This window comes from Plantactinospora alkalitolerans (assembly GCF_015690345.1).
Taxonomy (GTDB): domain Bacteria; phylum Actinomycetota; class Actinomycetes; order Mycobacteriales; family Micromonosporaceae; genus Plantactinospora; species Plantactinospora alkalitolerans.
Genome location: NZ_JADPUN010000165.1, coordinates 1 through 21,976, shown reverse-complemented (window position 1 = coordinate 21,976; position 21,976 = coordinate 1). Strand labels below are relative to the sequence as shown.

The 21,976-nt window shown below is 70.7% G+C and carries 20 protein-coding genes, 1 tRNA gene and 3 pseudogenes; 12 read left to right on the top strand and 12 right to left on the bottom strand.

The window, feature by feature from the left end; genetic code table 11:
- Positions 1-128: 128 nt before the first annotated feature.
- The 6 genes from I0C86_RS17075 to I0C86_RS17050 all read left to right on the top strand — a co-directional run bounded on the left by I0C86_RS17075 (position 129) and on the right by I0C86_RS17050 (position 8,307).
- Positions 129-1,586 (top strand): D-glucuronyl C5-epimerase family protein, encoded by a 1,458-nt coding sequence (locus I0C86_RS17075; protein ID WP_196202222.1) that lies wholly within the window; start codon positions 129-131, stop codon positions 1,584-1,586.
- Positions 1,587-1,691: 105 nt separating this feature from the next.
- On the top strand, positions 1,692-3,839 hold the full coding sequence (locus I0C86_RS17070) for an NACHT domain-containing protein (RefSeq protein ID WP_196202221.1): 2,148 nt from the start codon (positions 1,692-1,694) through the stop codon (positions 3,837-3,839).
- A 272-nt stretch (positions 3,840-4,111) separates the two neighbouring features.
- Entirely contained in the window at positions 4,112-4,657 is a 546-nt protein-coding gene (locus I0C86_RS17065; protein ID WP_196202220.1) for an RNA polymerase sigma factor, read from the top strand.
- A gap of 10 nt (positions 4,658-4,667) precedes the next feature.
- Entirely contained in the window at positions 4,668-5,834 is a 1,167-nt protein-coding gene (locus I0C86_RS17060; protein ID WP_196202219.1) for a CU044_5270 family protein, read from the top strand.
- Between the two features lie 310 nt (positions 5,835-6,144).
- On the top strand, positions 6,145-6,519 hold the full coding sequence (locus I0C86_RS17055; RefSeq protein WP_196202218.1) for a hypothetical protein: 375 nt from the start codon (positions 6,145-6,147) through the stop codon (positions 6,517-6,519).
- A 342-nt stretch (positions 6,520-6,861) separates the two neighbouring features.
- Positions 6,862-8,307, top strand: coding sequence for a serine hydrolase domain-containing protein (locus I0C86_RS17050; protein WP_196202217.1), 1,446 nt, complete (start codon positions 6,862-6,864; stop codon positions 8,305-8,307).
- Between the two features lie 140 nt (positions 8,308-8,447).
- Here I0C86_RS17050 and I0C86_RS17045 read toward each other — a convergent pair whose 3' ends face one another.
- Positions 8,448-8,993, bottom strand: coding sequence for a GNAT family N-acetyltransferase (locus I0C86_RS17045; protein ID WP_323373690.1), 546 nt, complete (start codon positions 8,991-8,993; stop codon positions 8,448-8,450).
- A gap of 187 nt (positions 8,994-9,180) precedes the next feature.
- Here I0C86_RS17045 and I0C86_RS43490 point away from each other — a divergent pair.
- Positions 9,181-9,395, top strand: a pseudogene (locus I0C86_RS43490) (site-specific integrase); the annotation flags it as partial.
- A gap of 113 nt (positions 9,396-9,508) precedes the next feature.
- On the opposite strand, the gene I0C86_RS17040 reads toward I0C86_RS43490, so the two are convergent.
- Positions 9,509-9,598 (bottom strand) — tRNA-Ser (locus I0C86_RS17040).
- A 76-nt stretch (positions 9,599-9,674) separates the two neighbouring features.
- Here I0C86_RS17040 and deoD point away from each other — a divergent pair.
- The gene (gene deoD / locus I0C86_RS17035) at positions 9,675-10,382 is read left to right on the top strand and encodes a purine-nucleoside phosphorylase (protein WP_196202216.1); all 708 of its coding nucleotides are present in this window, start codon (positions 9,675-9,677) and stop codon (positions 10,380-10,382) included.
- Between the two features lie 102 nt (positions 10,383-10,484).
- Here deoD and I0C86_RS17030 read toward each other — a convergent pair whose 3' ends face one another.
- The 4 genes from I0C86_RS17030 to I0C86_RS17015 are packed head-to-tail and all read right to left on the bottom strand — an operon-like array spanning position 10,485 to position 14,318.
- The gene (locus I0C86_RS17030; protein ID WP_196202215.1) at positions 10,485-11,708 is read right to left on the bottom strand and encodes an ABC transporter permease; all 1,224 of its coding nucleotides are present in this window, start codon (positions 11,706-11,708) and stop codon (positions 10,485-10,487) included.
- Positions 11,708-12,493, bottom strand: a complete 786-nt coding sequence (locus tag I0C86_RS17025; RefSeq protein WP_456319960.1) for an ABC transporter ATP-binding protein — start codon at positions 12,491-12,493, stop codon at positions 11,708-11,710. Before I0C86_RS17025 ends, I0C86_RS17030 begins: the two co-directional genes overlap by 1 nt.
- A gap of 32 nt (positions 12,494-12,525) precedes the next feature.
- On the bottom strand, positions 12,526-13,779 hold the full coding sequence (locus I0C86_RS17020; protein WP_196202213.1) for an efflux RND transporter periplasmic adaptor subunit: 1,254 nt from the start codon (positions 13,777-13,779) through the stop codon (positions 12,526-12,528).
- The gene (locus I0C86_RS17015; RefSeq protein WP_196202212.1) at positions 13,776-14,318 is read right to left on the bottom strand and encodes a hypothetical protein; all 543 of its coding nucleotides are present in this window, start codon (positions 14,316-14,318) and stop codon (positions 13,776-13,778) included. Before I0C86_RS17015 ends, I0C86_RS17020 begins: the two co-directional genes overlap by 4 nt.
- A gap of 131 nt (positions 14,319-14,449) precedes the next feature.
- On the opposite strand from I0C86_RS17015, the gene I0C86_RS17010 reads away from it, so the two are divergent.
- Both I0C86_RS17010 and I0C86_RS17005 read left to right on the top strand, forming a co-directional pair.
- Entirely contained in the window at positions 14,450-15,106 is a 657-nt protein-coding gene (locus I0C86_RS17010) for a response regulator transcription factor (protein ID WP_196202211.1), read from the top strand.
- On the top strand, positions 15,103-16,389 hold the full coding sequence (locus tag I0C86_RS17005; protein WP_196202210.1) for a sensor histidine kinase: 1,287 nt from the start codon (positions 15,103-15,105) through the stop codon (positions 16,387-16,389). The genes I0C86_RS17010 and I0C86_RS17005 overlap by 4 nt, the downstream gene beginning before the upstream one ends.
- 14 nt (positions 16,390-16,403) lie before the next feature.
- On the opposite strand, the gene I0C86_RS17000 is transcribed toward I0C86_RS17005, so the two are convergent.
- The 5 genes and pseudogenes from I0C86_RS17000 to I0C86_RS43485 all read right to left on the bottom strand — a co-directional run.
- Positions 16,404-17,315: an aminoglycoside phosphotransferase family protein gene (locus tag I0C86_RS17000; protein WP_230394298.1), complete on the bottom strand. Its 912-nt coding sequence runs from the start codon at positions 17,313-17,315 to the stop codon at positions 16,404-16,406.
- 135 nt (positions 17,316-17,450) lie between these two features.
- Complete coding sequence (locus I0C86_RS16995) at positions 17,451-17,930, bottom strand: nucleoside deaminase (RefSeq protein WP_196202241.1); 480 nt, start codon at positions 17,928-17,930, stop codon at positions 17,451-17,453.
- Between the two features lie 82 nt (positions 17,931-18,012).
- A complete protein-coding gene (locus tag I0C86_RS16990; protein ID WP_196202208.1) occupies positions 18,013-18,549 on the bottom strand; it encodes a tRNA adenosine deaminase-associated protein in 537 nt (178 codons plus the stop codon).
- Positions 18,550-18,709: 160 nt separating this feature from the next.
- The gene (locus I0C86_RS16985) at positions 18,710-18,877 is read right to left on the bottom strand and encodes a hypothetical protein (RefSeq protein ID WP_192766406.1); all 168 of its coding nucleotides are present in this window, start codon (positions 18,875-18,877) and stop codon (positions 18,710-18,712) included.
- A 117-nt stretch (positions 18,878-18,994) separates the two neighbouring features.
- A pseudogene (locus I0C86_RS43485) lies at positions 18,995-19,330 on the bottom strand (hypothetical protein); the annotation flags it as partial.
- A 382-nt stretch (positions 19,331-19,712) separates the two neighbouring features.
- Here I0C86_RS43485 and I0C86_RS16975 point away from each other — a divergent pair.
- Both I0C86_RS16975 and I0C86_RS16970 read left to right on the top strand, forming a co-directional pair.
- Positions 19,713-20,489: a M23 family metallopeptidase gene (locus I0C86_RS16975; protein WP_196202207.1), complete on the top strand. Its 777-nt coding sequence runs from the start codon at positions 19,713-19,715 to the stop codon at positions 20,487-20,489.
- Positions 20,490-20,517: 28 nt separating this feature from the next.
- The gene (locus I0C86_RS16970; RefSeq protein ID WP_196202206.1) at positions 20,518-21,522 is read left to right on the top strand and encodes a prephenate dehydrogenase/arogenate dehydrogenase family protein; all 1,005 of its coding nucleotides are present in this window, start codon (positions 20,518-20,520) and stop codon (positions 21,520-21,522) included.
- On the opposite strand, the pseudogene I0C86_RS16965 reads toward I0C86_RS16970, so the two are convergent.
- A pseudogene (locus I0C86_RS16965) lies at positions 21,494-21,976 on the bottom strand (hypothetical protein); the annotation flags it as partial. The gene I0C86_RS16970 and the pseudogene I0C86_RS16965 sit on opposite strands and share 29 nt — an antisense overlap.

Genomic DNA, 21,976 nt, shown 5'->3' with positions numbered 1-21,976 from the left:
CGAGTACCACAAGGTCATCGGCAGCAGAAGGTGACGCACCTGGTTGCGTCTCGACGGGGGGGTCGGTAGTGGAAAAGCAACGCCGCATCGGGAATGCCGTCCGGCATGCCGAACTTTCGCGTCGCGCCGTGTTACGCGGCGCAATCGCGGTCGGCGGACTCGGGGCCGTCGCCGGACTGGCCAGTGGTTGTAGTGAGAGCCGGACCATCGATCCGAAACTCGTGGCCAGCCAGCCCAGTCCGGCCGTCTTTCTCGGATCTCCGATCAAGGCCAATTTCGATTACGAGGACTTCGAGATCCGCGAACTCCGGGACGGAATCCGTCCCTACCACATGAGCACGGCCGTGCCGCTTGTCGACCCGGGGACACACGACCCGTCGGGCGTCCGGATGGCCCTGCTCGGCGGAAAACTGTACGACCATCCGGTCGGCCAGGCGCAGTACGGCCTGCATCTGATCGAGGCCCACCGGCTCACGAAGAATGCCGAGTACCTGAACCGGGCCAAGAAGCAGGCGCAACGGCTGATCGACCGGCGGGTGTTGGAGGGCGACGGCTGGTTCTACCCGTACCCGTTCCGCTACCGACTGCACCGGAGCGAGGGGTACTACGAGGCACCGTGGTACTCGATGATGGCCCAGGGCCAGGCGCTCAGCGTCTTCTGCCGGTTGTTCACCGTCACCGGCGAGGCGAAATGGAAGGCGGCGGCCGACGCGACGTTCGCGTCCTATCTGGTGACCCCGGTGGCGGGCAAGCCCTGGGGCGTGTACGTCGTGGACGGGAAGCTCTGGCTGGAGGAGTACCCGAATCCGAAGGAGGTCACGGGTGACCAGACCTACAACGGGCACACCTTCTCGGCGTACGGGCTGTGGGACTACTGGGTGGTGACCAAGGACGAGCGCGCGAAGGTGCTGTTGCAGGGTGCCCTGACAACCACTCGCGACGTGTACGGCGACATCGCCAACCGGCAGTGGCGGAGCAAGTACTGCCTGCGGCACGCCAAGGACGGGGGCAATTACCACTCCACCCACATCACCCAGCACATCCAGTGCTTCGCGATCACCGGTGACACCGCCTTCGCACGGATCGCGGATTCGTATTACAACGATTTTCCGCCGCACGGCATAACCGGGACGGTCCTGCTCCATCCGGGTGATCACACCGGATACCAGTTCGACAACCAGGGTGTCGTCACCGCCACCAAACCGATCAGGCTGGTCCAGCCCTATAAGGCAGCCTCGAAAGGGCGAGTACGGGTGAAGGACCAACTCGACATCTGGTACGAGATCAGCGACGGTGAACTGGCTGGCTACCACGTCAAGGAGATGCCGGGGCATTCGTACCAGATCGGTGAGGCCGCCCCCATCGGTTACCGAATTCCGCGCCCGGCGTCGATCGCACTGGCCCGGCCCGAGGCGTACAGCATCGACGCGACCGGCGCGATGACCTCGGTGCTCACCAATTATCGGGTAGGCGACCGGGTCACCTTGGACCGGCGTGCCGTGCTGAACGGCGTGGACCACCTCCGGCTGGCGAACGGTCCCTACACCGGCCGTTGGGTGAGGTACGAGGCGGCCAACCGCACCTGACCGCCGCGTAGATTCGTCCACCGCCGGCATGACAACCTGGCATGGGCCAGGTACCCGGCGGAGCGCGGGGTTGTGCGGCGTGCCCGGGAACGGTAGAGACGACGCATGCATCGGGTGGTCACAGTTGCCCTGTCGGTGATCGTCGTGGCTCTGCTGGGTGTCGCCACGAACGTCGCCACGGGAGCGTTGCCCGAGAAGTGGACTCCGTACCTGTGGTTGGCCTGGCCGCTGCTCGTCCTGCTGGTGACGGTCCTGGTGGTCATCGAGGCGCAGCGTGGGCGGGAACCCCGGCGTGCCGCCGCGACCGCACCGGCACGAGGCCGCCGAGTGTTGCTGGAACGGGTACGTCGCTACTGGATCACCAGCGTTCTGGACCGCTCCCTGCACGAGGAGGCGCGGATCGAACTGGGCATCGCCGCGACCGCCGACGACCGGCATCACCCGTGGAGCCTGCGGGCCAGCCAGCGCGACGGCTTCACCACCGCGCTCGACGACCGGACGTCGATGTCGGCCCTGTTCGACCGGCTCGACCAGTCGGTGGTCATCATCGGCGCACCCGGCTCCGGCAAGACCACCACCCTGCTGGAGCTGGCCCGGGACCTGCTCGACCGCGCCGAACACGACCCCGAGGCGCCGATCCCGGCGGTGTTCAACCTCTCCTCCTGGGCGACCCTCCGCCGGCCCATCGACCAGTGGCTCGCCGAGCAACTCACCGAGCGGTACGGCATTCCGGCCACCCAGGCGGCCGCCTGGGTGGCGGCGGGGGAGATCCTGCCGCTGCTGGACGGCCTCGACGAGGTCGCCGAGCAGCACCGAGACGCCTGTACCGAGGCGATTGCCGCGTTCCACGATCGGCACCTGCTGACCCCGATCGCCATCTGCTGCCGGCAGGCGGAGTACGAGCGGCTCCGGTCGGATCCGTCCCTGTACGGCACGGTCGCCATCCAGCCGCTGGACCGGTCGCAGATCGAGCGGTACGTCGACCGGCCGGGACTGGACGACCTGCGGGACGCCCTCGACGCCGACCCCGAACTGTGGGAACTCGCCGACTCACCGCTGATGCTCAGCATCATGGCGCTCGCGTACGTGGACGAGGCCGGCGACCGCCCGGACACGGCCGGCGGACCTCCACCCGCCTCCGGCCGCGACCGGCTCTTCGCCCGGTACGTCGACACGATGCTGCGTCGCCGGCCGCATCCGCACTATCGGCCCGAGCGGACCGCCGGCTACCTCTCGATCCTCGCCCAGGCGCTGAGCCTGCGGAACCAGACGGTCTTCGTGTTGGACATGATCGACGAGTCCTGGTCGGCCCGGTACTCCGGCTCACTGTGGACCTCGGCGGAAGTTACCCGGCTGTTCAGTTGGACCGCCATCGCCGCCGTCTTCGGCGCGACGGCATGGACGTCGGGTTCGCCGTCCGGCCTGGTGGTCAGCGGCGGCCTGCTGGCCCTGGCGGCGCTGATGTACTGGAGCAAGTACGACAACCTGTTCCACCTGACCTGGACCATTCGTAGTCGGGACGAGAATCGGCGCCCGAGGAGTTGGCTCGCCGACTGGATCCATGACCTCCGCGACCTGGAACGGTCCGTCCTGGTCGCGGCGACCGCCGCCGGGGTGGTCGTCGGAGTACTCACCGGCTGCATCGCCCCCGGCGGGCCCAGCTGGACCGCCGGACTCGGCTACGGAACCGGATTCTTCCTCACCACACTGGTGTCCCTCGTCGCCCTCGACAGCGCCCAGTTGACCCTCTACTTCCGGCCGCCCCCACCCCGCACCGGGCGCCGCGAGGTGCCGAGCCCGCTGCTGCGGCAACGGCTGACCTTCATCGCGGGCGGGCTGCTCGGGCTGGGCCTCCTCGTCGCCGGGCTCGGCTACCTCCCCGTCGCCCTGGCCCGGGGCACCGCCGAGGCGCTCGGCTTCGCGGCGCTGGCCGGCGGCGGCACCATGCTGCTACTCCTCAGCGTGGTCGCCTTCTCCCCCATGGCCGAGCAGGCCCTCGTACGGCGGCGACTCGCCCGGGAGGATCTGGTGCCGTACCCGCTGTTGCCGTTCCTCGACCACGCCGTGCAGTGCCTGTTCCTCCGCCAGGTCGGCGACGGCTACATCTTTGTCCACCGGGAGTTGCTCGAGCACTTTGCCGACCGCGCGGAGGCGGACATGCCGATGCTGCGGTTCCGCGCCGTCGCACAGGCCCAGATAGAGCAGAACCGAGCTGCTACCCGGGACGTTCCGGGTGGCACGATCGTCGGCTGACAGTCGCCGCACAACGATCAACAGCCTTTCTTCGGCTCTGCTGATCGTCGAGCGCGCCGACGCCGTGGTCCAGGCGATCCGCGATGTCGTCGACCGGGCGACAGGCTCCTGAATCCGCACCACAAAGACGTCGTCGTCGCGTCGACGCGCCCGCCGAAGGCCAGTCGGGTACCCGCTCCGCCGTGGGCCTCGTGGAATCTCCGCTCCCGCTCCTGTAATCCATGGCCCCGTCGACGACAAGTACCCGCGACAAGGCGAACTGCGGAGGTGCGATGCGAGAACGTGAAGAGCGGGTGACCGAACTGTTCCGTCGACATGCCGACGACATCCACGCATATGCGGTCTGGAGGGTCGGCCGGCAGGACGCTGCGGACGTGGTGGGTGAGGTGTTCCTGGTGGCGTGGCGGTCGCTGGACCGGGTTCGGGCCGGCGAGGAGCGGGGCTGGCTGTTCGGGGTGGCGCGCAGGGTGGTGCTGGCTCACCGCCGGCAGGGCACCGCGACGGCCGTGCTGGACGAGCGGATGGTCACGTCGACAGTCGCGCAGGACGGGCCGGATCGGCTCGCCGATGATGTCGCGCTGCGGGACCAGGTGCGCCGGGCGCTGGACGCGCTCGGTGAGCGGGACCGCGAGGTGTTGGTGACGGCGGCTTGGTTCGACCTGACCGCGGCGGAGGCGGCACGGGTGCTCGGAGTCTCGCGCCCCACTTACGCGGTACGGCTGCACCGGGCCCGCACCCGGTTCCGCGTCGCCTACCAGCGGATCGCCGAAGACAGTGGTGGAGCGTCGCCGACGGTCCGCAAACCAGTGGCAGCGTAGAGGAGACTTCATGAACATCGACGAGATGGTGCGTCGGGGTCGGCCGGAATCGGCCGGGTGGGCGCGTGGCGAGATGGGGCGGCGGGTGCTGGACGGGGTCGTCGCGTCCGATCCGGCCGGGGATTCGTCCGGTCGTCGTGTGGTGGGCCGGTCGAGGGCGTCGCGGCCGGTGCTGCGTTGGTCCTTTCTCGGTACCGGGTTGGTCGGAGCGGCCGCGGCCGGGGTGCTCGCGGTGTCGGTGATCTCGGCTCCGCAGGGCGCGCGGGTGGGCGATCCGCCGCCGGCCGGCGGGCAGCCGGGAGCCGTGGACAGCGCCATCGGAGGCGCGACGCCGGTGACGGCGCGCGATATTCTGCTCGCTGCGGCGACCCGGGCGGAGCAGGCACCCGCCGAGTCGGGCACGTATTGGCATGTCAAGACGCTCGACGTCTTCGGACCGCAGCCGGTCGGGGCCGCCTCCGGCGGGTATCGGCTGCTCCGGCGCACTGTCAACGAGAGCTGGGACGCCAGCGATCCGCGGAAGGCCAGTTGGACGGGCCGCCGCGATTTCGGCGTACGGCCGTACAGCGCCGCCGACGAGCAGGCCTGGCGCGCGGCCGGCTCCCCGACCGAGTGGGCTCTCGACACCGACAGCCCGAAGAAGCTGATCCTGTCCACCCGACCGGGTGAGGGCACGCTCACCAGGGACAGTGCGGCACCCCGCTACCTGGAGGATCTCGGCCAGCTCAGCCTGGAGCAGGTCCGGCACCTGCCCGACGAGCAGGGTGCACTCCGCGAGTGGGTGACCGGCCGGATCAAGGCGGAGATGGGGGCGGCCGCCGGCAGCGCCGTGAGCGATCAGCTGCTGTTCGGTTTCCTGAGCCGGATGCTGCTGGACACCCCGGCGCCGCCGGAGGTGCGCGCCGCGGCGTTCCGGATCCTCGCCGACGTTCCAGGTGTGCGCAGCCTCGGCACCGTCAGGGACGAGAGTGGACGGTCCGGGCAGGGCGTGGAATTCCGCGACGACAGCGCCACCGTGCGGCTGATCGTCGACCCTTCGGCCCATCGACTGCTGGGCACGAAGACCAGTTCGACGCCGAAGGGCTCGAAGGTCCCCGCCAAGGAGAGCAGCACCGTGGTGCTGGTGGCGGAGTGGTCCGACGCCGCGCCGCAGGCACCGACCCTGCCGCAGGAGTAGCGGCACCCCGTTCTGTACCGATGGCCGGCCGCGAGTAGGCGGCCGGCCATCCTTCTCCCTGAGGACCTTGTGTGAAACGTCTACGGTGGCTGGCGATCCCCGCCTGCCTTGCCCTCGTGTCCACCACCGGCCAACCGGCGCCGGCTGTCGCGACGACCACGCCGCCCGTTCCGGCGCGGGCCGCCGGACCGGCTGCTACGGATGCCACAGCACGCTCCGTCACGCTCATCACCGGCGATCTCGTCGAGGTCCGCGGCGACGGCACCATCTCGGTAAGGCCCGGCATGGGTCGGAAGAGCAGGTCTCGTCGGTGTGGACGTTCCGCTCCCGGCAGAAGGCGAGCACCCTACCGGTGGCGCTGCCGCTGCTGGCGGTCCGGTACGCGCCCGTTCTGGGCGCGGGAAGGACGGCACCGGCCGGAAAACCGTTCCTCATCCCGATCCGGGTCGAGCATCAGCCCGGCTCGACCGGCGGATCGGTCAGCAAACTCACCGTGCAGGTGTCCTACGACGACGGAACGACCTGGCGGACCGCCCCGATCAAACTGGACGGCGGCAGCTGGGTCGCGGCAGTGACGCATCCGGCTGACGCCGGCCACGTGTCGTTGCGGGCCATCGTCGCGGACAGCCTGGGCAGCCAGGTCGAGCAGACCATCATCCGGGCGTACCTGCTCCGCAGCCGCTAGCCATCGCGGGCCCGCCGGGGGCTTCGCCCAGGGCGTCGGTGGGCTGCCGCTGGAACGGCCGTGGGACGGGGTGGACCGGCCGGACCCGTCCTTCAGCACGATCTGAGCACCAGAGAGCAGAACGCCCGGCGGGTCGTCTCCGACCTGCCGGGCGTTGTGCTGGGGAACTCGTCCGAACTCAACGAAAGTCAGGGCTCACTGGTGTCCTTCGGGTCCTGCCCTCGGCTGTCGCGATACCTAGCGTGGCCGGTACAACCGAGGCGTAGGGGGCACGCTGTGTGGCAGGGCAAAGGCTCGCGGTGGGGTGCGGTAGCAGCGCTTACGGCCGGTTTGGTGGTTCTGATGGTGCCAGGCACCGCGAGTGCGAAGCAGGAACCGGACGCGGCCGCGATCGAGCGAGCGGTTTCCGCCTACGCGGGGAGGGCGGCCTATCCGGGAATCGCCGTGACGATCACCAAAGGCAGTCAGGTGTTGTACGCGGGCGGATACGGCCACGACTCCGCTGGCGCCGCGGTGACCGCGACGACCCCGATGCCGGCCGCCTCCGTCAGCAAGTCGTTCACCGCGCTCGCCGTGATGCAACTGGTCGAGGCGGGCAAGGTGACGTTGGAGTCGCCGGTGCGCGACTACCTGCCTGACTTCCGGATCGCCGACCCCCGAGGAGCGCAGATCACGGTACGCCAACTGCTGGACCAGACCTCCGGAATCACCGACTCCACGCTCCCGGAGAAGAGCCTGCCTCAGCCCGACTCGCTCGCTGGCGCGGCGACCCGAGCCCGGAGCGCCACGTTGGCCGTCGAGCCGGGCACAAGACATTTCTACACGAACACGAACTACCACCTGGCTGCGCGGCTGGTGGAAGTCGTCGCGGGCGAGCCCTTCACGGACTATCTACGCCGCCATGTCTTCGAGCCGATCGGCATGGGGGCGACCACCACGATCAACCAAACCCCACGGGATCTGCCGCGCGACGTACGAAAGGGACACGTCTACGCCTACGGCGCGTCGATTCCCGCCGTCGAGCCGAAGCGGTTCGTCAACGGATCCGACGGCGTCATCAGCACGGCGTCGGACATGGCGAAATGGCTGATCGTGCAGAGCAACGCCGGCTTGGCCGCGAATGGGACACGTCTGGTCTCGGCCACGAGCATCGCCTCCATGCACACCTCGTCGGATCCACGCTGGACGTACGGGATGGGCTGGGACACCGACCGCAAGGGCCGGGTCAACCACAGTGGCATATGGTTCACCTACACCGCCGACACACTTCTGCTCCCGGACGGCTACGGCATCGCGGTGATCGGCAACAGCGGAATCGGCCTCGCCAACGAAGGCATCAGCCCGCTCGCCGACGAACTGGCCACCCTCGTGACGGGGGGCGAGCCGTCGACCGGCGCACCGGTACGGCTGATCGTCGACCTGACGCTGGCCGGCCTCACCCTGCTCAGCCTTCTTCTCGGCATCCGCAACCTGCGACGCGCCCGGATCTGGGCAGACCGTTTCGCCACCCGGCCGCCCTGGCGGCTCGCCCTGCGGCTGCTGCCCCGGCTCACCCCCCTCGCCCTGCTGGTGGTCCTGCCGGACCTCCTCGGTCGGATCGTCGGCGGCGGGCGGGACATCACGTTCATCCAGCTTTGTTACTACTCGATTGCGCTGGTCAGCTGGACGGCCGTCGCGGCCGTGTTGAACGCCAGCGTGCTGACCGCCCGCATCGTCGCGCTGTCACGGCCACGCCCGGCCAGGGACGCGCCGGCAACGAACACGTCGCCCCAGCTAGCCGCGAGCTGAGGGCGGAAGCCAACTGAGACCAGAAGACGAAACGCTTGGCTGGTCCGTTCCGACCTGCCAAGCGCGCGCCCCACCGAGCCTGGTTCGGCGCCCGGTGACACCACCTTGTGGCCCGTGGATTGTCCGGCCCGGTTCTGGGGTCAGAGGGCTCGTGCCATCTCGATCTCGGGGCCGAGGGATCCGTGGACACTCCTCCCGGTGGCCTTGAACCCGGCCTTCTCGTAAGCGCGTTGCGCGCGGATGTTGTCCGTATGCACGTAGAGACGCGCCCTCGTGAGGTCCCGCTGACGCATCCAATCCAGTGTTGCGTCGAACAAGCGCCCGATCACACCCTTGCCGCGGTGCTGCGGCTGCAGGAAGACGCCCACCACATGCCCGCCGGACTGCTCGATCGTCTGGCCCTCGAAGTCCTGCTCGCCCGCCTTTTCGATCAGTGCGACCGACGTTCCCACCCAGGTGCCGTCATCGGCGATCGCGACGAACTGGCATGCCCCCGCCGCTGGTCCAGCGTCGCTGGAGGAACCCTGTGCGCGCCCCCGCCAAAACTCTTCGGGCTGGGCAGCACCTTCCTCGTAGGACTCGACGAAGGCCAACGGGGCAGCCTCGTCCTTCAACGCCTTCAGACGCAACGCCCGAATCTCGCGCCACTCGTGGCCCCGGACAGGGCGGACCATGTACTCGCTCACGGGCGGGGATTATGCCAGCGCTGCGCGCCGGAGGTCGCCAGGAGCCGGGCCCTTACCCGCCCGGCGTCAGGTGAGGGGCCGGGCGGGATGGAACGCCTGACGCGGGGAAGCAACCTGCGGCGTTCCTGGACGATGGTGTTCAGGTAGCTGTCAATCTGCCGGGCGGCATCCTCGGGGTCGATCAAGACTCCGAGACGGGCGGCTACACGATGCCCGGCACAGGGCCGCCACGGTGCTGCTGACCCTCGGCGTGGCGGAGCGGGCCCCATGGGCTGGTCCAACTCAGCGATGGCCGTCCGCTACCAGCACTTGACGACGCAGGTCCGCCGGGACATCGCGAAGCGGGTCGGCGGGCTGCTCTGGGAGGCTCCGAAGGATCCGCCCGAGGACGGCGACCAGGGCGCCGCCGGGGTACGCGTACCGGCCGCTGAGCGGCAACTGAGACCAGAACTGAGACCACAAGCAGAACGCCCGGCGGGGTCGTCTCCGACCTGCCGGGCGTTTCGCCTGTTCCGTGGCGGTGGTGAAGGGATTTGAACCCTTGGAGGGCGTAAACCCTCACACGCTTTCGAGGCGTGCTCCTTAGGCCGCTCGGACACACCACCGCCGAGTAGGGTACCCGACGCTTCTGATGGACGTCGCGGCGGTATCGGCCGAACCGACCTGGCAGGATCACCTCACATGAGTACGCACATTGGCGCCAAGCCTGGCGAGATCGCCGAGCGGGTCCTGATGCCGGGTGACCCGCTGCGGGCCAAGTGGATCGCGGAGACCTACCTCGAGGACGCCAAGTGCTACTCGACGGTCCGCGGCATGCTGGGCTTCACCGGCCGGTGGTCCGGTACCGAGGTTTCGATCCAGGGCTCCGGCATGGGCATGCCGTCCGCCTCGATCTACGCCCACGAACTGATCAACGAGTACGACGTGAGGTCGCTGATCCGGGTCGGCTCCTGCGGCGCGCTCGCGGAGGATCTCCAGCTCCGTGACGTGATCGCGGCGAGTGGCTCGTCCACCGACTCGAACATGAACCGGATGCGGTTCGACGGGTTGATCGACTACGCCCCGGTGGCCGACTTCGGGCTGCTGCGTACCTCGGTCGAGGTGGCCGAGCGGCGCGGCATCGCGATGCGGGTCGGACCGATCCTGGCGGCGGACGCCTTCTACACCGATCGTCCCGACCTCTACGACACCCTCGCCGACTACGGCGTGCTGGCGGTGGAGATGGAGTCGGCGGCGCTCTACACGATCGCGGCCCGGTTCAAGGCCCGGGCGTTGACGCTGCTGACCGTCAGCGACCACATCAAGCGTGGCGAGAAGACCACCGCGCAGGAGCGGGAGCAGACGTTCGGCCAGATGGTCGAGATCGCCCTCGACACCATCATCGCCTGACCGACAGCGCCAAGATTCTTGTCGGGTCGGGGTCGATGGTGAACCCCAACCCGACAAGAATCTTGGTTACGCCCCCCGCAGCCGAAGCGGCGAGGCGCGGAATCAGGGCGCGGTGAGGGCCTCGGTCGGGGCGAGCCGGGCGGCCCGGATCGCCGGATAGAGCCCGGCGAAGGCGCCGATCAGCAGGGTCGCGCCGACCCCACCGGCCATCGCCCAGCCCGGTACGACCGTGGGCCAGTCCCGGGACAGGGCATAGCCCGAGGTGACGGCGATGCCGATCAGCACCCCGCCGATCCCGCCCAGAGCCGACAACAGCAGCGACTCGGCGAGGAACTGGGTGCGTACCTGTCCTCGGGTCGCGCCGAGCGAGCGGCGGAGCCCGATCTCGGCCCGCCGTTCGAGCACCGAGATCACCATCGTGTTCGCCACCCCGACCCCGCCCACCAGCAGCGCGACCGCGCCGAGGCCGAGCAGCAGCCCGGTGAACGCCTCGTCGGTGGCCTGTTGTGCGGCGAGGGCGTCGGAGGGCTGGGTCACCTTGACCTCGTTCGGCGCCTCCGGGTTCGCGGTGGCGCCGAGGACCGCCTGCACCGCCTCGACGAACTCCTCCGCCGACCGGGTGTAGATCGTCGTCGGGTGGCCGTCGAAGTCGAGGTACGACGCGGCGGCCTCCCAGCCGATCAGCGCCGACAGGTCCAGTTCCGGGGCCAGTGGTACCGGTGCCAGGATCCCGACGACGGTGAACCACCGACCGCCGACCTGGACCTGTACGTCGGGTCCGGCGGTGCCGAGCCCGAGCCGCTGGGCGGCGGTGGCCCCGACCACCACGGCCGGGTAGCGGGCCGTTCCGGCGTTCAACCAGGTGCCGCTGGTCACGGTCGCCCCGACCGTGTCGAGCAGGTCGAGCCGGGCCGCCCGGGTGGCGATCCCGCCGCTCTCCGCCGCCGGAATCTTGTCCGAGCGGTACACCTTGGCGTCGGAGAGTTGCCCGGTCGCGGAGACCTGTTCGACCGGGCCGATCCGGCCGACCATCGCCACCGACTCCTCCGGGAGCTGGGCGTCTTCCCCGAACATGGTGTTGCCGGGCGAGACGGTCAGCAGGTTGGTGCCGAGGGAGTCGAGCATCCGGTCCAGTTCGGCCCGGGAGGACGACGAGATGCCGACCACCGAGACCATCGCCGCGATGCCGATGGCGATGCCCAGCGCGGAGAGGAAGGCCCGCAGCGGTCGGGTACGCAGCCCGACGCCGCCGACCCGGAGGATGTCGCGTGGACGCATCCGGGTCGGCACCAGCCGGCGTCCGTCCGTGCCGCTCGTTCCGGCCATCAGCGCACCCCGTTCGACGTGGTGGGACCGGCGCCGGCCGGTACGGGCCCGGCCGGGACGAGCCCGAGCGGGGAGAGCCCCGAGGGCCCGGATCCGGGACCGCTGTCGGCGACGACCAGGCCGTCCCGCATGTAGACCTGCCGGGGCAGGCTCGCCGCGATCTCCCGATCGTGGGTGATCACCACGACGGTGGTCCCTGCGGCGTTCAACTCGCGCAGCAGGGCCAGCACCCCCGCACCGGACGCGGAGTCCAGGTTGCCGGTCGGCTCGTCGGCCAGCAGCAACGCCGGACCGCCGACGACGGCGCGGGCGATCGCCACCCGCTGCCGTTCCCCGCCGGAGAGTTCGTGCGGCCGGTGGTCCAGCCGGTGACCCATTCCGACCCGGTCCAACGCGGCCTCCGCCCGCCGCCGCCGCTCCCCGAGGGGCACGCCGGCATAGAGCAGCCCGTCCGCCACGTTGTCCAGCGCCGGTACGCCCGACGCGAGATGGAACTGCTGGAACACGAACCCGATCCGGGACGACCGCAGCGCGGACAACTGCCGGTCGGTGAGCCTTGCCACGTCGTACCCGTCGATGTGCACCCGGCCGGTCGAGGGCCGGTCCAGGGTGCCGATCAGGTGCAGCATTGTCGACTTTCCGGAACCGGACGGGCCGACGATCACCGCGAGTTCGCCGTGCCGGATCGCCAGCGAGACTCCGCCGAGCGCCGTCACCCCGCCCGGATAGACCTTTGTCACACCATCGAGCACGACGACCCCGTCGGATCCGGGCGCCGGGTGCACGGTCCCACCGGCGGTGACGGCGGTGTTCCCGCTCACTTGGGCATCCCGATGGTCGCGCCCTCGGCCAGCCCGGCGCCGGAGATCTCCACCCGACCGGAAGCGAACAGCCCGGTCTGCACCGCCACGATCCGGGTCGTGCCGCCCTCGACGAGTTGGACGCCGTACCCGCCCTCGGCGAGCGCGAGGAGTGCGGCGATCGGCACGGTCAGGACGTCCGCGCGCTGGTCGGCGGTGAACGCCACGTCGACCGAGGCGCTGTCGAATCCGGCCAGCGCCTTCGGATCGGCCGCCGTGACAGTCACCTCGATCTTGGTCTCCGGCTCCGCCTCCGCGCCGCTGCCGGTCTCGATCACCGTCTCGACGGTGGCGATGGTGCCGGCGACCTCCTTGCCGTCCGGGAGCGTCACGGTCACCTTGGCGCCCTTCTTGGCCAGCGCCTGGTCGTCCACGTCCAGGGTCGCGGTGACCACCCGGGCCGTACCGGTGTAGGTCAGCACCCCGCCCCCGGGCTGGACCGCGTCGCCGACGGTCACCTCGTGGCTGTCCACCCGGACCTCGCCGGCCGCGTAGACGACCTGGCCCAACTCGACCCGCCCGGTCTCGTCGAGACCGAGATCGTCCTGCCATTCCTCGACCGCGTCGGCGGTCGCCGAGGTGTACTCGTCGTCGACGGTGAACCCGTCGTACCCCAGCGCGCTGAGGTTCTGCTCGAACTGCTTGACGTCGGCACCGGTGTCCCCCGACCGGAGCGTCCGGTACGCCGGCAGCCGACCGTAGAGCAGCACGACCTTGGCGTTGTCGGCCGAGTACAACGGCTTGCCCCGGGTGATCCGGGCACCGGTCCCGGCCATCCAGGTGATGGTGCCGCCCGCCCGGACGGCGGCGGTGCGGGTTTCCCCGTACCCCAGTTCACCGCTGACGCTCTCGGAGTCGATCAGCGTCTGTCGGGTGATCTGGGCGTTCGCCGGAGGCAGGGTGCCGGCGGTCGCCGTACCCGGATTGTCGCCGCCGAATCCGACGGCTGCCGCCACCCCGGCGGCGACCGCGACCGCGGCGGTCGTCGCGACGGCCACCACCCTGGTACGACCGCCGCCGCGCCGCCGGTGGGCCCGGCCGGCACTCGCCGCAACCGGCGGGCCCGGGACCGGCCCCGCCTCGTCGAACGGTTCACCGGTCAGGGAGCCGGACGGGTCCGCTCCGGTCACAGCGGTCGCAGGGGACACGCCGGTCGCATCGGAGCCTTCCCGGGCGGGCCCGGCGGCGGTTGCCGAGGTTCCCGCCGTCATCGCGACTCCCGGGCCCGGATCGGGAAGTTCCCACGGCACTTCTCCATCGCGGCCTGAAACTTCGGGTCCTCCCGGTCGAGCCCGGCCCCCGCCTGGAAGTTGATGGTGCCGTCCGCGCCCGGGTCCGGGAAGTCCGGTACGCCGTTCTCCCGCATGCACTTGGCCATCTGGCGCACCTGCTCGATCTGCTTCGCGTCGAGCTTCATTCCCTCGCCACCGTTGGGCAGCAGGCTGCGGCACTTCTCCATCGCCGCCCCCATCTTCTCCCGGTCGTCCGGACCGCTCTGGACGCGGATCCCGCCCTGACCCGGCTCCGGGTCGGGCATGTCCACCCCGTTCTCCCGCATGCACTTGGCGAACTCCCGCTGCCGGTCCTCGTTGCTGAGGGCGGCGGCGCTGGCGCTGGCCGTGGGTTCGGCCCCGGTTCCGCCGCCGGCCGTCGCCACTCCGGTCCCGGAATCGGGGCCGCCGCAGCCGGCGAGGGCCAGACCGAGAGTCAGCGGCAGGGCCAGCCAGGTGCCTGACATTCGTCGGCGCATGGCACAACTCCTTCCGTGGGCCGGCGCGGTTCGCCGGCCGATACGGACAAAGTGAAGTGCGGGGCGCGTATCCGGGGCGTAACCGTCGACGTTTACGGCGGGGTTACCCGGGAGCGAGTCACGATGGGACGGTGCGGGTACTGGTGGTCGAGGACGAGAAGCTGTTGGCGGACGCCGTCGCCGAGTGGTTACGTCGGGAGGCGTTCGCGGTCGACGTCGTGTACGACGGCGACTCGGCCCTGGAGAGGCTCGGCGTCAACGACTACGACGTCGTCGTGCTCGACCGGGACCTGCCGGTGGTGCACGGGGATGACGTCTGCCGGGCGATCATGGACGGCGGGGCCGAGACGAGGGTGCTGATGCTCACCGCCGCCGCCGCTGTCCGGGACCGGGTGGCCGGTCTGGCGCTGGGCGCCGACGACTACCTGATCAAGCCGTTCGCGCTTGTCGAACTCTCGGCCCGGGTGCACGCGCTGATCCGCCGGGCCCGGCCGGCGGCACCGCCGAAACTGACCCGGGCCGGACTGGTGGTCGACCCGGCCCGGCACGAGGTCTACCGCGACGGTCGGCACGTCGCGCTGTCCCGCAAGGAGTTCGCGGTGCTGGCCGAGCTGATGCGGGCCGGCGGCGCGGTCGTCTCCGCCGAGGAGCTGCTGGAGCGGGCCTGGGACGAACACATCGACCCGTTCACCAACGTGGTGCGGGTGACAGTGATGAAGCTGCGCCGCAAGCTCGGCGACCCGCAGGTCGTCGAGACGGTTCCGGGAGTGGGGTATCAGATCCGGTGAAGCGACTGACCATCCGAGCTCGTCTGACAATCGTCTACGGCGGCCTCTTCCTGCTCGCCGGCATCGTCCTGCTCGGCGTCACCTACGTCCTGGTGAAGCAGCAGTTGCCCGCGACCTTCGGGGTGTCGCTGAACGCCTTCAGGCAGCCGCTGAACGGGCTGCCAGGGCAGATCGCCTCCCCCGAGGACGCCGAGCAGCTCCGGATGTACGCCCGGCAGGTCCAGGACCAGGCCCGGCAGGACGCACTGGAAACCCTGCTCACCCAGGGCGGCATCGCCCTGGGAGTGGTGTCGGCGACCGCCATCGCCTTCGGCTGGCTGCTCTCCGGCCGGGCGCTGCAACCGCTGAACCAGATCACCGGCACCGCCCGGCGGATCGCCGGGGCCGGGGCGGCCGGACGGGGGCTGCACGAGCGGATCGCGCTGCGCGGGCCCCGGGACGAGGTGAGGGAACTGGCCGACACCTTCGACCTGATGCTGGAACGTCTGGATCAGTCCTTCGACGGGCAGCGCCGGTTCATCGCCAACGCGTCGCACGAACTGCGTACCCCGCTGGCGCTGAACCGCTCGCTGCTGGAACTCGCGATCACCCGGCCGGAGGCCCCCGCCGAACTACGGCAGCTCGGGGAGACGCTGTTGTCGATCAACGAACGCCACGAACGGCTGATCGACGGGCTGCTCACCCTGGCCGACTCGGACCAGCAGATTGTCGACCGTACGTCGATCGACCTGGCCGAGGTGGCCGCGCACGTCACCGACCAGGCCACCGCCGGGACGCAGCTCTCCGTACACCGGTACCTGGCGCCGGCCCGTACCACCGGCGATCCGATTCTGCTGGAGCGGCTGGCCCAGAACCTGCTGGAGAACGCGGTACGGCACAACGTCCCGACCGGCGGCGAGGTGTGGATCAACACCGGCACGGTCGACGGCTGGGCCACCCTGGTGGTGGCGAACACCGGGCCGGTGGTGCCGGGGTACGAGATCGAGACGCTGTTCCAGCCGTTCCGTCGGCTACGTCAGGAGCGGGTCGACGGCGGGCGCGGGTTCGGTCTCGGGTTGTCGATCGTCCGGGCGGTCTCCGGCGCGCACGGCGGCTCGGTCCGGGCCGAGCCCCGGGAGGGCGGCGGGCTGGTCGTCACGGTCGTCCTGCCGGCCGATCCGGCCGAATCGTCCGGCGGGTTCTCGACGGCGGGCGAACCGCGGTGGAACCTGTCTCCGGCGGCGACCATCGGCGCGGCGGCCAACACCCCGGTCCCGGCCGCCATCGGCGCCCACCGCCCCTGACCCTCCCGGTCCAGTCAGGGCAGCCGGGGCAGTAGTTGCAGCGCGACGTCCAGGGCGCGGCTTCCGGGCGTGCCACCGCCCTCCGCCGTCCACACCTCCGACAGCACGCCCTGAACGAATCCCCAGCCGACGACTCGTTCGACGGGCATTCCCAACATGTCGGCGAGCTGCTCGATCCGGCGCGGGACCAGGGCAAGGAGGTCGTCCTCACGCCGGCCGGGGTCGGGGTTGTAGAGCAGGGCGCCGATCTCGTAACCCGGATCACCGATGACCCCGTGCGGATCGATCGCCAACCACGGTTCCCGGTCGGCCCGCAGGATGTTGTCATGATGAAGGTCGCCGTGCAGGATCACCCGGTCCGGCGCGGTCGCGCACAACTCGTCGAACAGCCGGCCCGCCCGCTCCACCAGGTGCCGGGGGATCAGACCACCGTCGGGGTGCACGCGCAGGTGATTCGAGAAGGACGCGCTCCGGGCCGCCAACTCCGGCAGTGGCCAACTCGGCGGGGCCGTACGGTGCAGTCGCCGCAGCACGTCGACGAAGGCGGTGGTCGCCTCCTCGTCACGCGATGGAACGAGTGCGCTGATCGGGATGCCGGGGTTGGCCCGTTCCAGGAGCAGCGCCCCCCGGTCGGCGTCCCGGGCGAGCAGACGTACCGCCCCCTGGCCGGCGAAGAACTCGAGCGTCGCCGCCTCCTCCGCCAGATGGCCGGTGTGCGGTACGCCGAGCTTGAGCACCGCTGGCGAGCCGTCGGCCCGGTTGACCGAGGTGACCCAGTTGAAGCTGAGCGGAAACGGCGTGCCGGGTTCCAACTCCCAGTCGCGCAGCATCGAGGACTCCAGCTCCGGCAACTCGGTCAGCCACCGTCTACCGGCCTCGCCCCAGGTTTCGACGACATTGCGACTGAGGGTGGCGGGAATGACCATGCGGGGCACGGATCGAAGTCTGCCAGCCGGACGCCCCTCGGCACGTACCCGGTCCACAGCCCGTACCGGAGTTTTCCACAGGTTTTGAAGTTATCCACAAACTGTGGATAAGCCCTGAGTCCGCAGCGTGGGAGGTCAGCGGAAGAACGCGCGGAGCGCGGCGGCGCACTCGGCTTCCAGGACCCCGCCGTAGACCTCGGGCCGGTGGTTGAGCCGCCGGTCGCGTACGACGTCCCACAGTGACCCGACCGCGCCCGTCTTCGGCTCCCACGCGCCGTAGACGAGGGTGGAGATTCGGGCGAGCACCAGTGCCCCGGCGCACATGGTGCACGGCTCCAGCGTCACGACCAGGGTGCAGCCGGTCAGCCGCCAGGCCCCCAGCACGTCGGCGGCCCGGCGCAGTGCCAGGACCTCGGCGTGCGCGGTGGGGTCACCGGTACGTTCCCGTTCGTTGCGGGCGGTGGAGAGTTCCGTTCCGTCCGGGCCGTAGATCACCGCGCCGACCGGTACGTCCTCGGCCGCCACCTCCCTGGCCCGGTCGGCGACGTCTTCCGCCGGGCCGACCGCACCGAGGCCGGCAGGACTGGTGCCGGAGACCTCCAGCGCCCGCCGCATCCACGCCTCGTGCTGTTGCCGTCGGCCGGTCACCACCCGGCCCGCCGGACCGACGCGTCAGAACCTTCCGAATCCGGGCCGGTCACGCTTCCCGAAGTTCCTCGACCTCGTTGCCGCAGCCGATGACCTGACAGACCTGCGCCGTGACATCGGCCGGCAGCATGCCCTCGCGGGAGCAGATCGCGAGCAGGCGATGGGCCGAGATGCCGAGGTCGGCGAGGAGGTCGGCGTCACCCACCGGGTCGGCGTCGGGATCGACCGCCGGGTCGTCGTCATCCTCGTCACCGGACGCCCCGGCGACGTGCGCCGCCGGTTCGACGACGTCGTCGATCTCCAGCGCCGGTGCCTTGATGTCCCCGACCAGCAGGGCACCGAGCCGCGATTCCTCGGCGAAGGCCGAGTCGGAACCGAAGATGCGCAGGTCCTCACCCTCGTCCAGCCGCATGATCGCGAGGTAGACGTCATCGGACTCGACGAAGAGCAACGAGATCTCGGCGTCCTGGTCGACGTCGCGGAGCAGGTCGGCAACCTCGTCGATGTCCGCCGCGCCATTAAGATCAACTTCTGCCGCAGTCCAGCCGGACGCCCGACGCACCACGGCCGCAGCGAAGTACGACACGGTCCCCCCAATTACCCTTCGGCCCCCAGCCGCAGATCACCGCCGACGTGCCCGTTCACGGCCGACTCCCTGTTACGCGGAACGGTATCCGGTCACATCCACGGGAGCCTAGGCAACGCCCCGAAGCAGGTCAGGGAATCGAGGTGGGTGGCGCGGTCGGTCAGCTCACCAACCGACGACGGGTCGCGATCAACTCACGCAGCCGATCAACGCGGGCACGTCGTGGATGCTCACGCTCCCGCACCGACTTCGCCCCGGCGAGCTCGGCGAGGAGCTGCAACCGACGGCGGCTGCGGTCGGGGTCGAGCCGATGCTCTGTCCAGGCCATACCGCGAGGGTGCCGAGTCCCGCGCGGTTCGTCAAGGCCGGTCGCGGTATGCGGTCGCAGGCTCACCCAGCGCCGCCAGCGAGGGCGAATTTCGCCCGTTTTCGCCCACCAGGCCCCTCACCAGAGCGGCCAGTCGGCGGAGGAGGACCAGCGGACCGCGACCGCCGCTGCCGCGACGGCCCAGCCCAGTGCCCCGGCCAACGCGATTCCCGCGCCGACCCCCCGATCACCGCGCGCGGTCAACACCAGGGCGACCAACCAGGCCACCCCGCCGGCAAAGAGCGTCCACAGCACATATCCGCGCAGGTCACGACCGAGCAGACCGAAGGCGACCAACCAGGCCGCCGCCGAACCGGCACCGGCGAACACGCCGCCGACCCGGGCCGGATGGGGTTCTCGGTAGGTCGGGTGTGAGTTCGGCGGCGGGCCGGCCGGAAAAAGACCGGACGGACTGTGCGCCGCCGGCCGTGCCGCCCAGACCGGCCCGACCCGTGGACCGCCGCCCCGGAGCGCATCGCCCGGCGGAACCGCGCCCGGCCCGGGTCTGTCCGGCTGGCGGACACCCGCGTGCGGACCACCGGGCGCAGGTGCGTCCGGCCAGGGTCGGAACGCCGGCTCTTCCGCCATGACGCCGCTCCTTCCACCACCGTCCGCGCCGGATTCCGCGCGGTCCGCCGCCCGCAGCCTATCCCGGCGGTCACCGGGCACCCACCGAGTCGCGGCCAACGGACCACCGGCAGGTCGCAGCGGCGGTGGTGGGCCCACAGGCCGGACAACCCGATGACGGTGAGGTTCCGGGCGGACGCACGGCGGGGCGGTCTGCCAGTATTGCCGGATGTCTTGGGGAGCACCCGCAGCGCGGGATCGGCGGCGCGGCCGGCAGACGTACCCGGTCGTCGTCCTGCTGGCGACGGCGCTCGTCGCCGGCTGCGCCGACACGAGACAGCAACCGGACGCACCGAGCTTCGAACCGATGGACACGTCGACGTCGGCTTCGGCCGGCGGCTCGCCGCTGGCGGCCCCGACGCCGACCGCGCCGGCAACCCCGAGCACGTCGCCGTCCCGCAAGCCCACCACCCCGCCGCCGAAGCCCGGCAACCACCGGTACGTGTTCCCGGTGCAGACCAGCAACGTCTCGTACCATCCGACGCACTCGGGCTACCCGGCCACGGACATCTTCGCCAACTGTGGCTCATCCGTCGTCGCCGTCACGGCGGGCCGGATCCTGGAGGTGAGCCGGGTCGACAACTACAGCAAGTCCGGTCCACAGGGTCCCAACAACGGCGGCAAGGCGGTGTCGCTGCTCGGTGACGACGGGGTGCGCTACTACGGCTCACACCTGACCAACGTCGCCGCCGGAATCAACGCGGGAGTACGGGTAGGCGCCGGCCAGCAGCTCGGCACGGTCGGCAAGACCGGTAACGCGAACAACGTCTGCCATCTGCACTTCGGCATCTCGCCGCCGTGCAAGAAGACCGGCGACTGGTGGATCCGGCGCGGCGTGGTCTGGCCGGCGACCTTCCTGGACGGTTGGCGCAAGAAGCGCAACACCTCGCCGGTCGCCAAGGTGAAGGACTGGCACGCCGACAAGGGCTGCCCGAAGGCACCGTAACTGGCGCCGGTGTGCGAGAGTTCCGGACGTGGACGTCGCGGTGATCGGGCTCGGTCTCATCGGCGGCTCGGTGCTACGCGCACTGGCCTCCGCCGGCCATCGGGTCCTGGGCTATGACGCCGATCCGGCGACCCGGGCCACGGCCCGGACGGCCGCCGCACAGGCCCCGGTCGACGGGCGCTGGCAGGTCGCCCGGACCGTACGGGACGCCGTGGCCCGGGTCGAACTGGTCGTGGTCGCGGTTCCGCTGCCCGCCGTCGCCGGAGTGCTGGATGAACTGGCCGGCGCCGGCTACACCGGCCTGGTCACCGACGTCACGTCGATCAAGGGGCCCGTACAGACGTTGGTCGACCGGCACCTGCACGCCGGATCCGACCGCCTCGCCGGATTCGTCGGCGGACACCCGATGGCCGGACGGGAGACCTCCGGCTTCGGTGCCGCCGATCCGGATCTGTTCGCCGGTTGCGCCTGGGTGCTCTGCCTCGAACCGGGGTCGACGTCGCTGGCCGACTGGCTCGAACTGGCGGCACTGATCACCGGCCTGAACGCCCGGGTGGTACCGGCAGTCGCCGACGAACACGACCGGGCGGTCGCCGCCGTCAGCCACGTACCGCACCTGCTGGCCTCGGCGCTGGCCGCGGTCGCCGCCGACGATCCGCTCGCCGGCACCCTGGGCGCCGGCTCGTTCCGGGACGGTACGCGGGTCGCGGCGACCCGACCGGACCTGGTGGCGGCGATGTGCGGCGGCAACGCCGCGGCGGTCGGTCCGGCCCTGGACGCGGTGCTCGACGCGCTGACGCGGGCCCGAGCCGCGCTGGACACCGCGGATCCGATCGACGCGCTGCGGACCTGGCTCCGACCCGGCTCGGCGGCCCGGTTGGCCTGGCCGCCCCGGGGCGGTACCCCGGTGGAACTGCCGGCCGAGCCCGAGGCCCTGCTCCGGCTCGGCCGGGCCGGCGGTTGGCTGACCCGGGTCGCCGACGACCGGCGTACGGTCACCGCCGTCAGACCCGCTCGCCACGATCCAGCCTGATCACGCGTCGCTCGGTGACGATCGCGGTGACCAGGTCGTGTGGCGTCACGTCGAACGCGGGATTGACCGCGCCGACGGTCGTCCACCGCGTCGACTGATCATCTGGTCGCGTCGACTGATCCCCTGCTCCGGCCGGCTGGTCATCCGGTCGCGTCGACTGGTCATCTGCTCCGGCCGGCTGGTCCGCTGCGGGCGACAGCACCTCGTCGGCGCCCCGGTCCTCGATCTCGACGTCGGCACCGGAGGCCGTCGCCAGGTCCACCGTGGACTCGGGCGCGACGACGACGAACGGGATGCCGGCCCGGTGTGCGCCGAGGGCATGCGCGTAACTGCCGATCTTGTTGATCACGTCGCCGTTCGCGCAGATCCGGTCGGCGCCGAGCACCACAGCGTCGACCTCGCCCCGGGCCATCAGGAACGGCCCCGCCCCGTCCACCGCCACCCGGTACGCCAC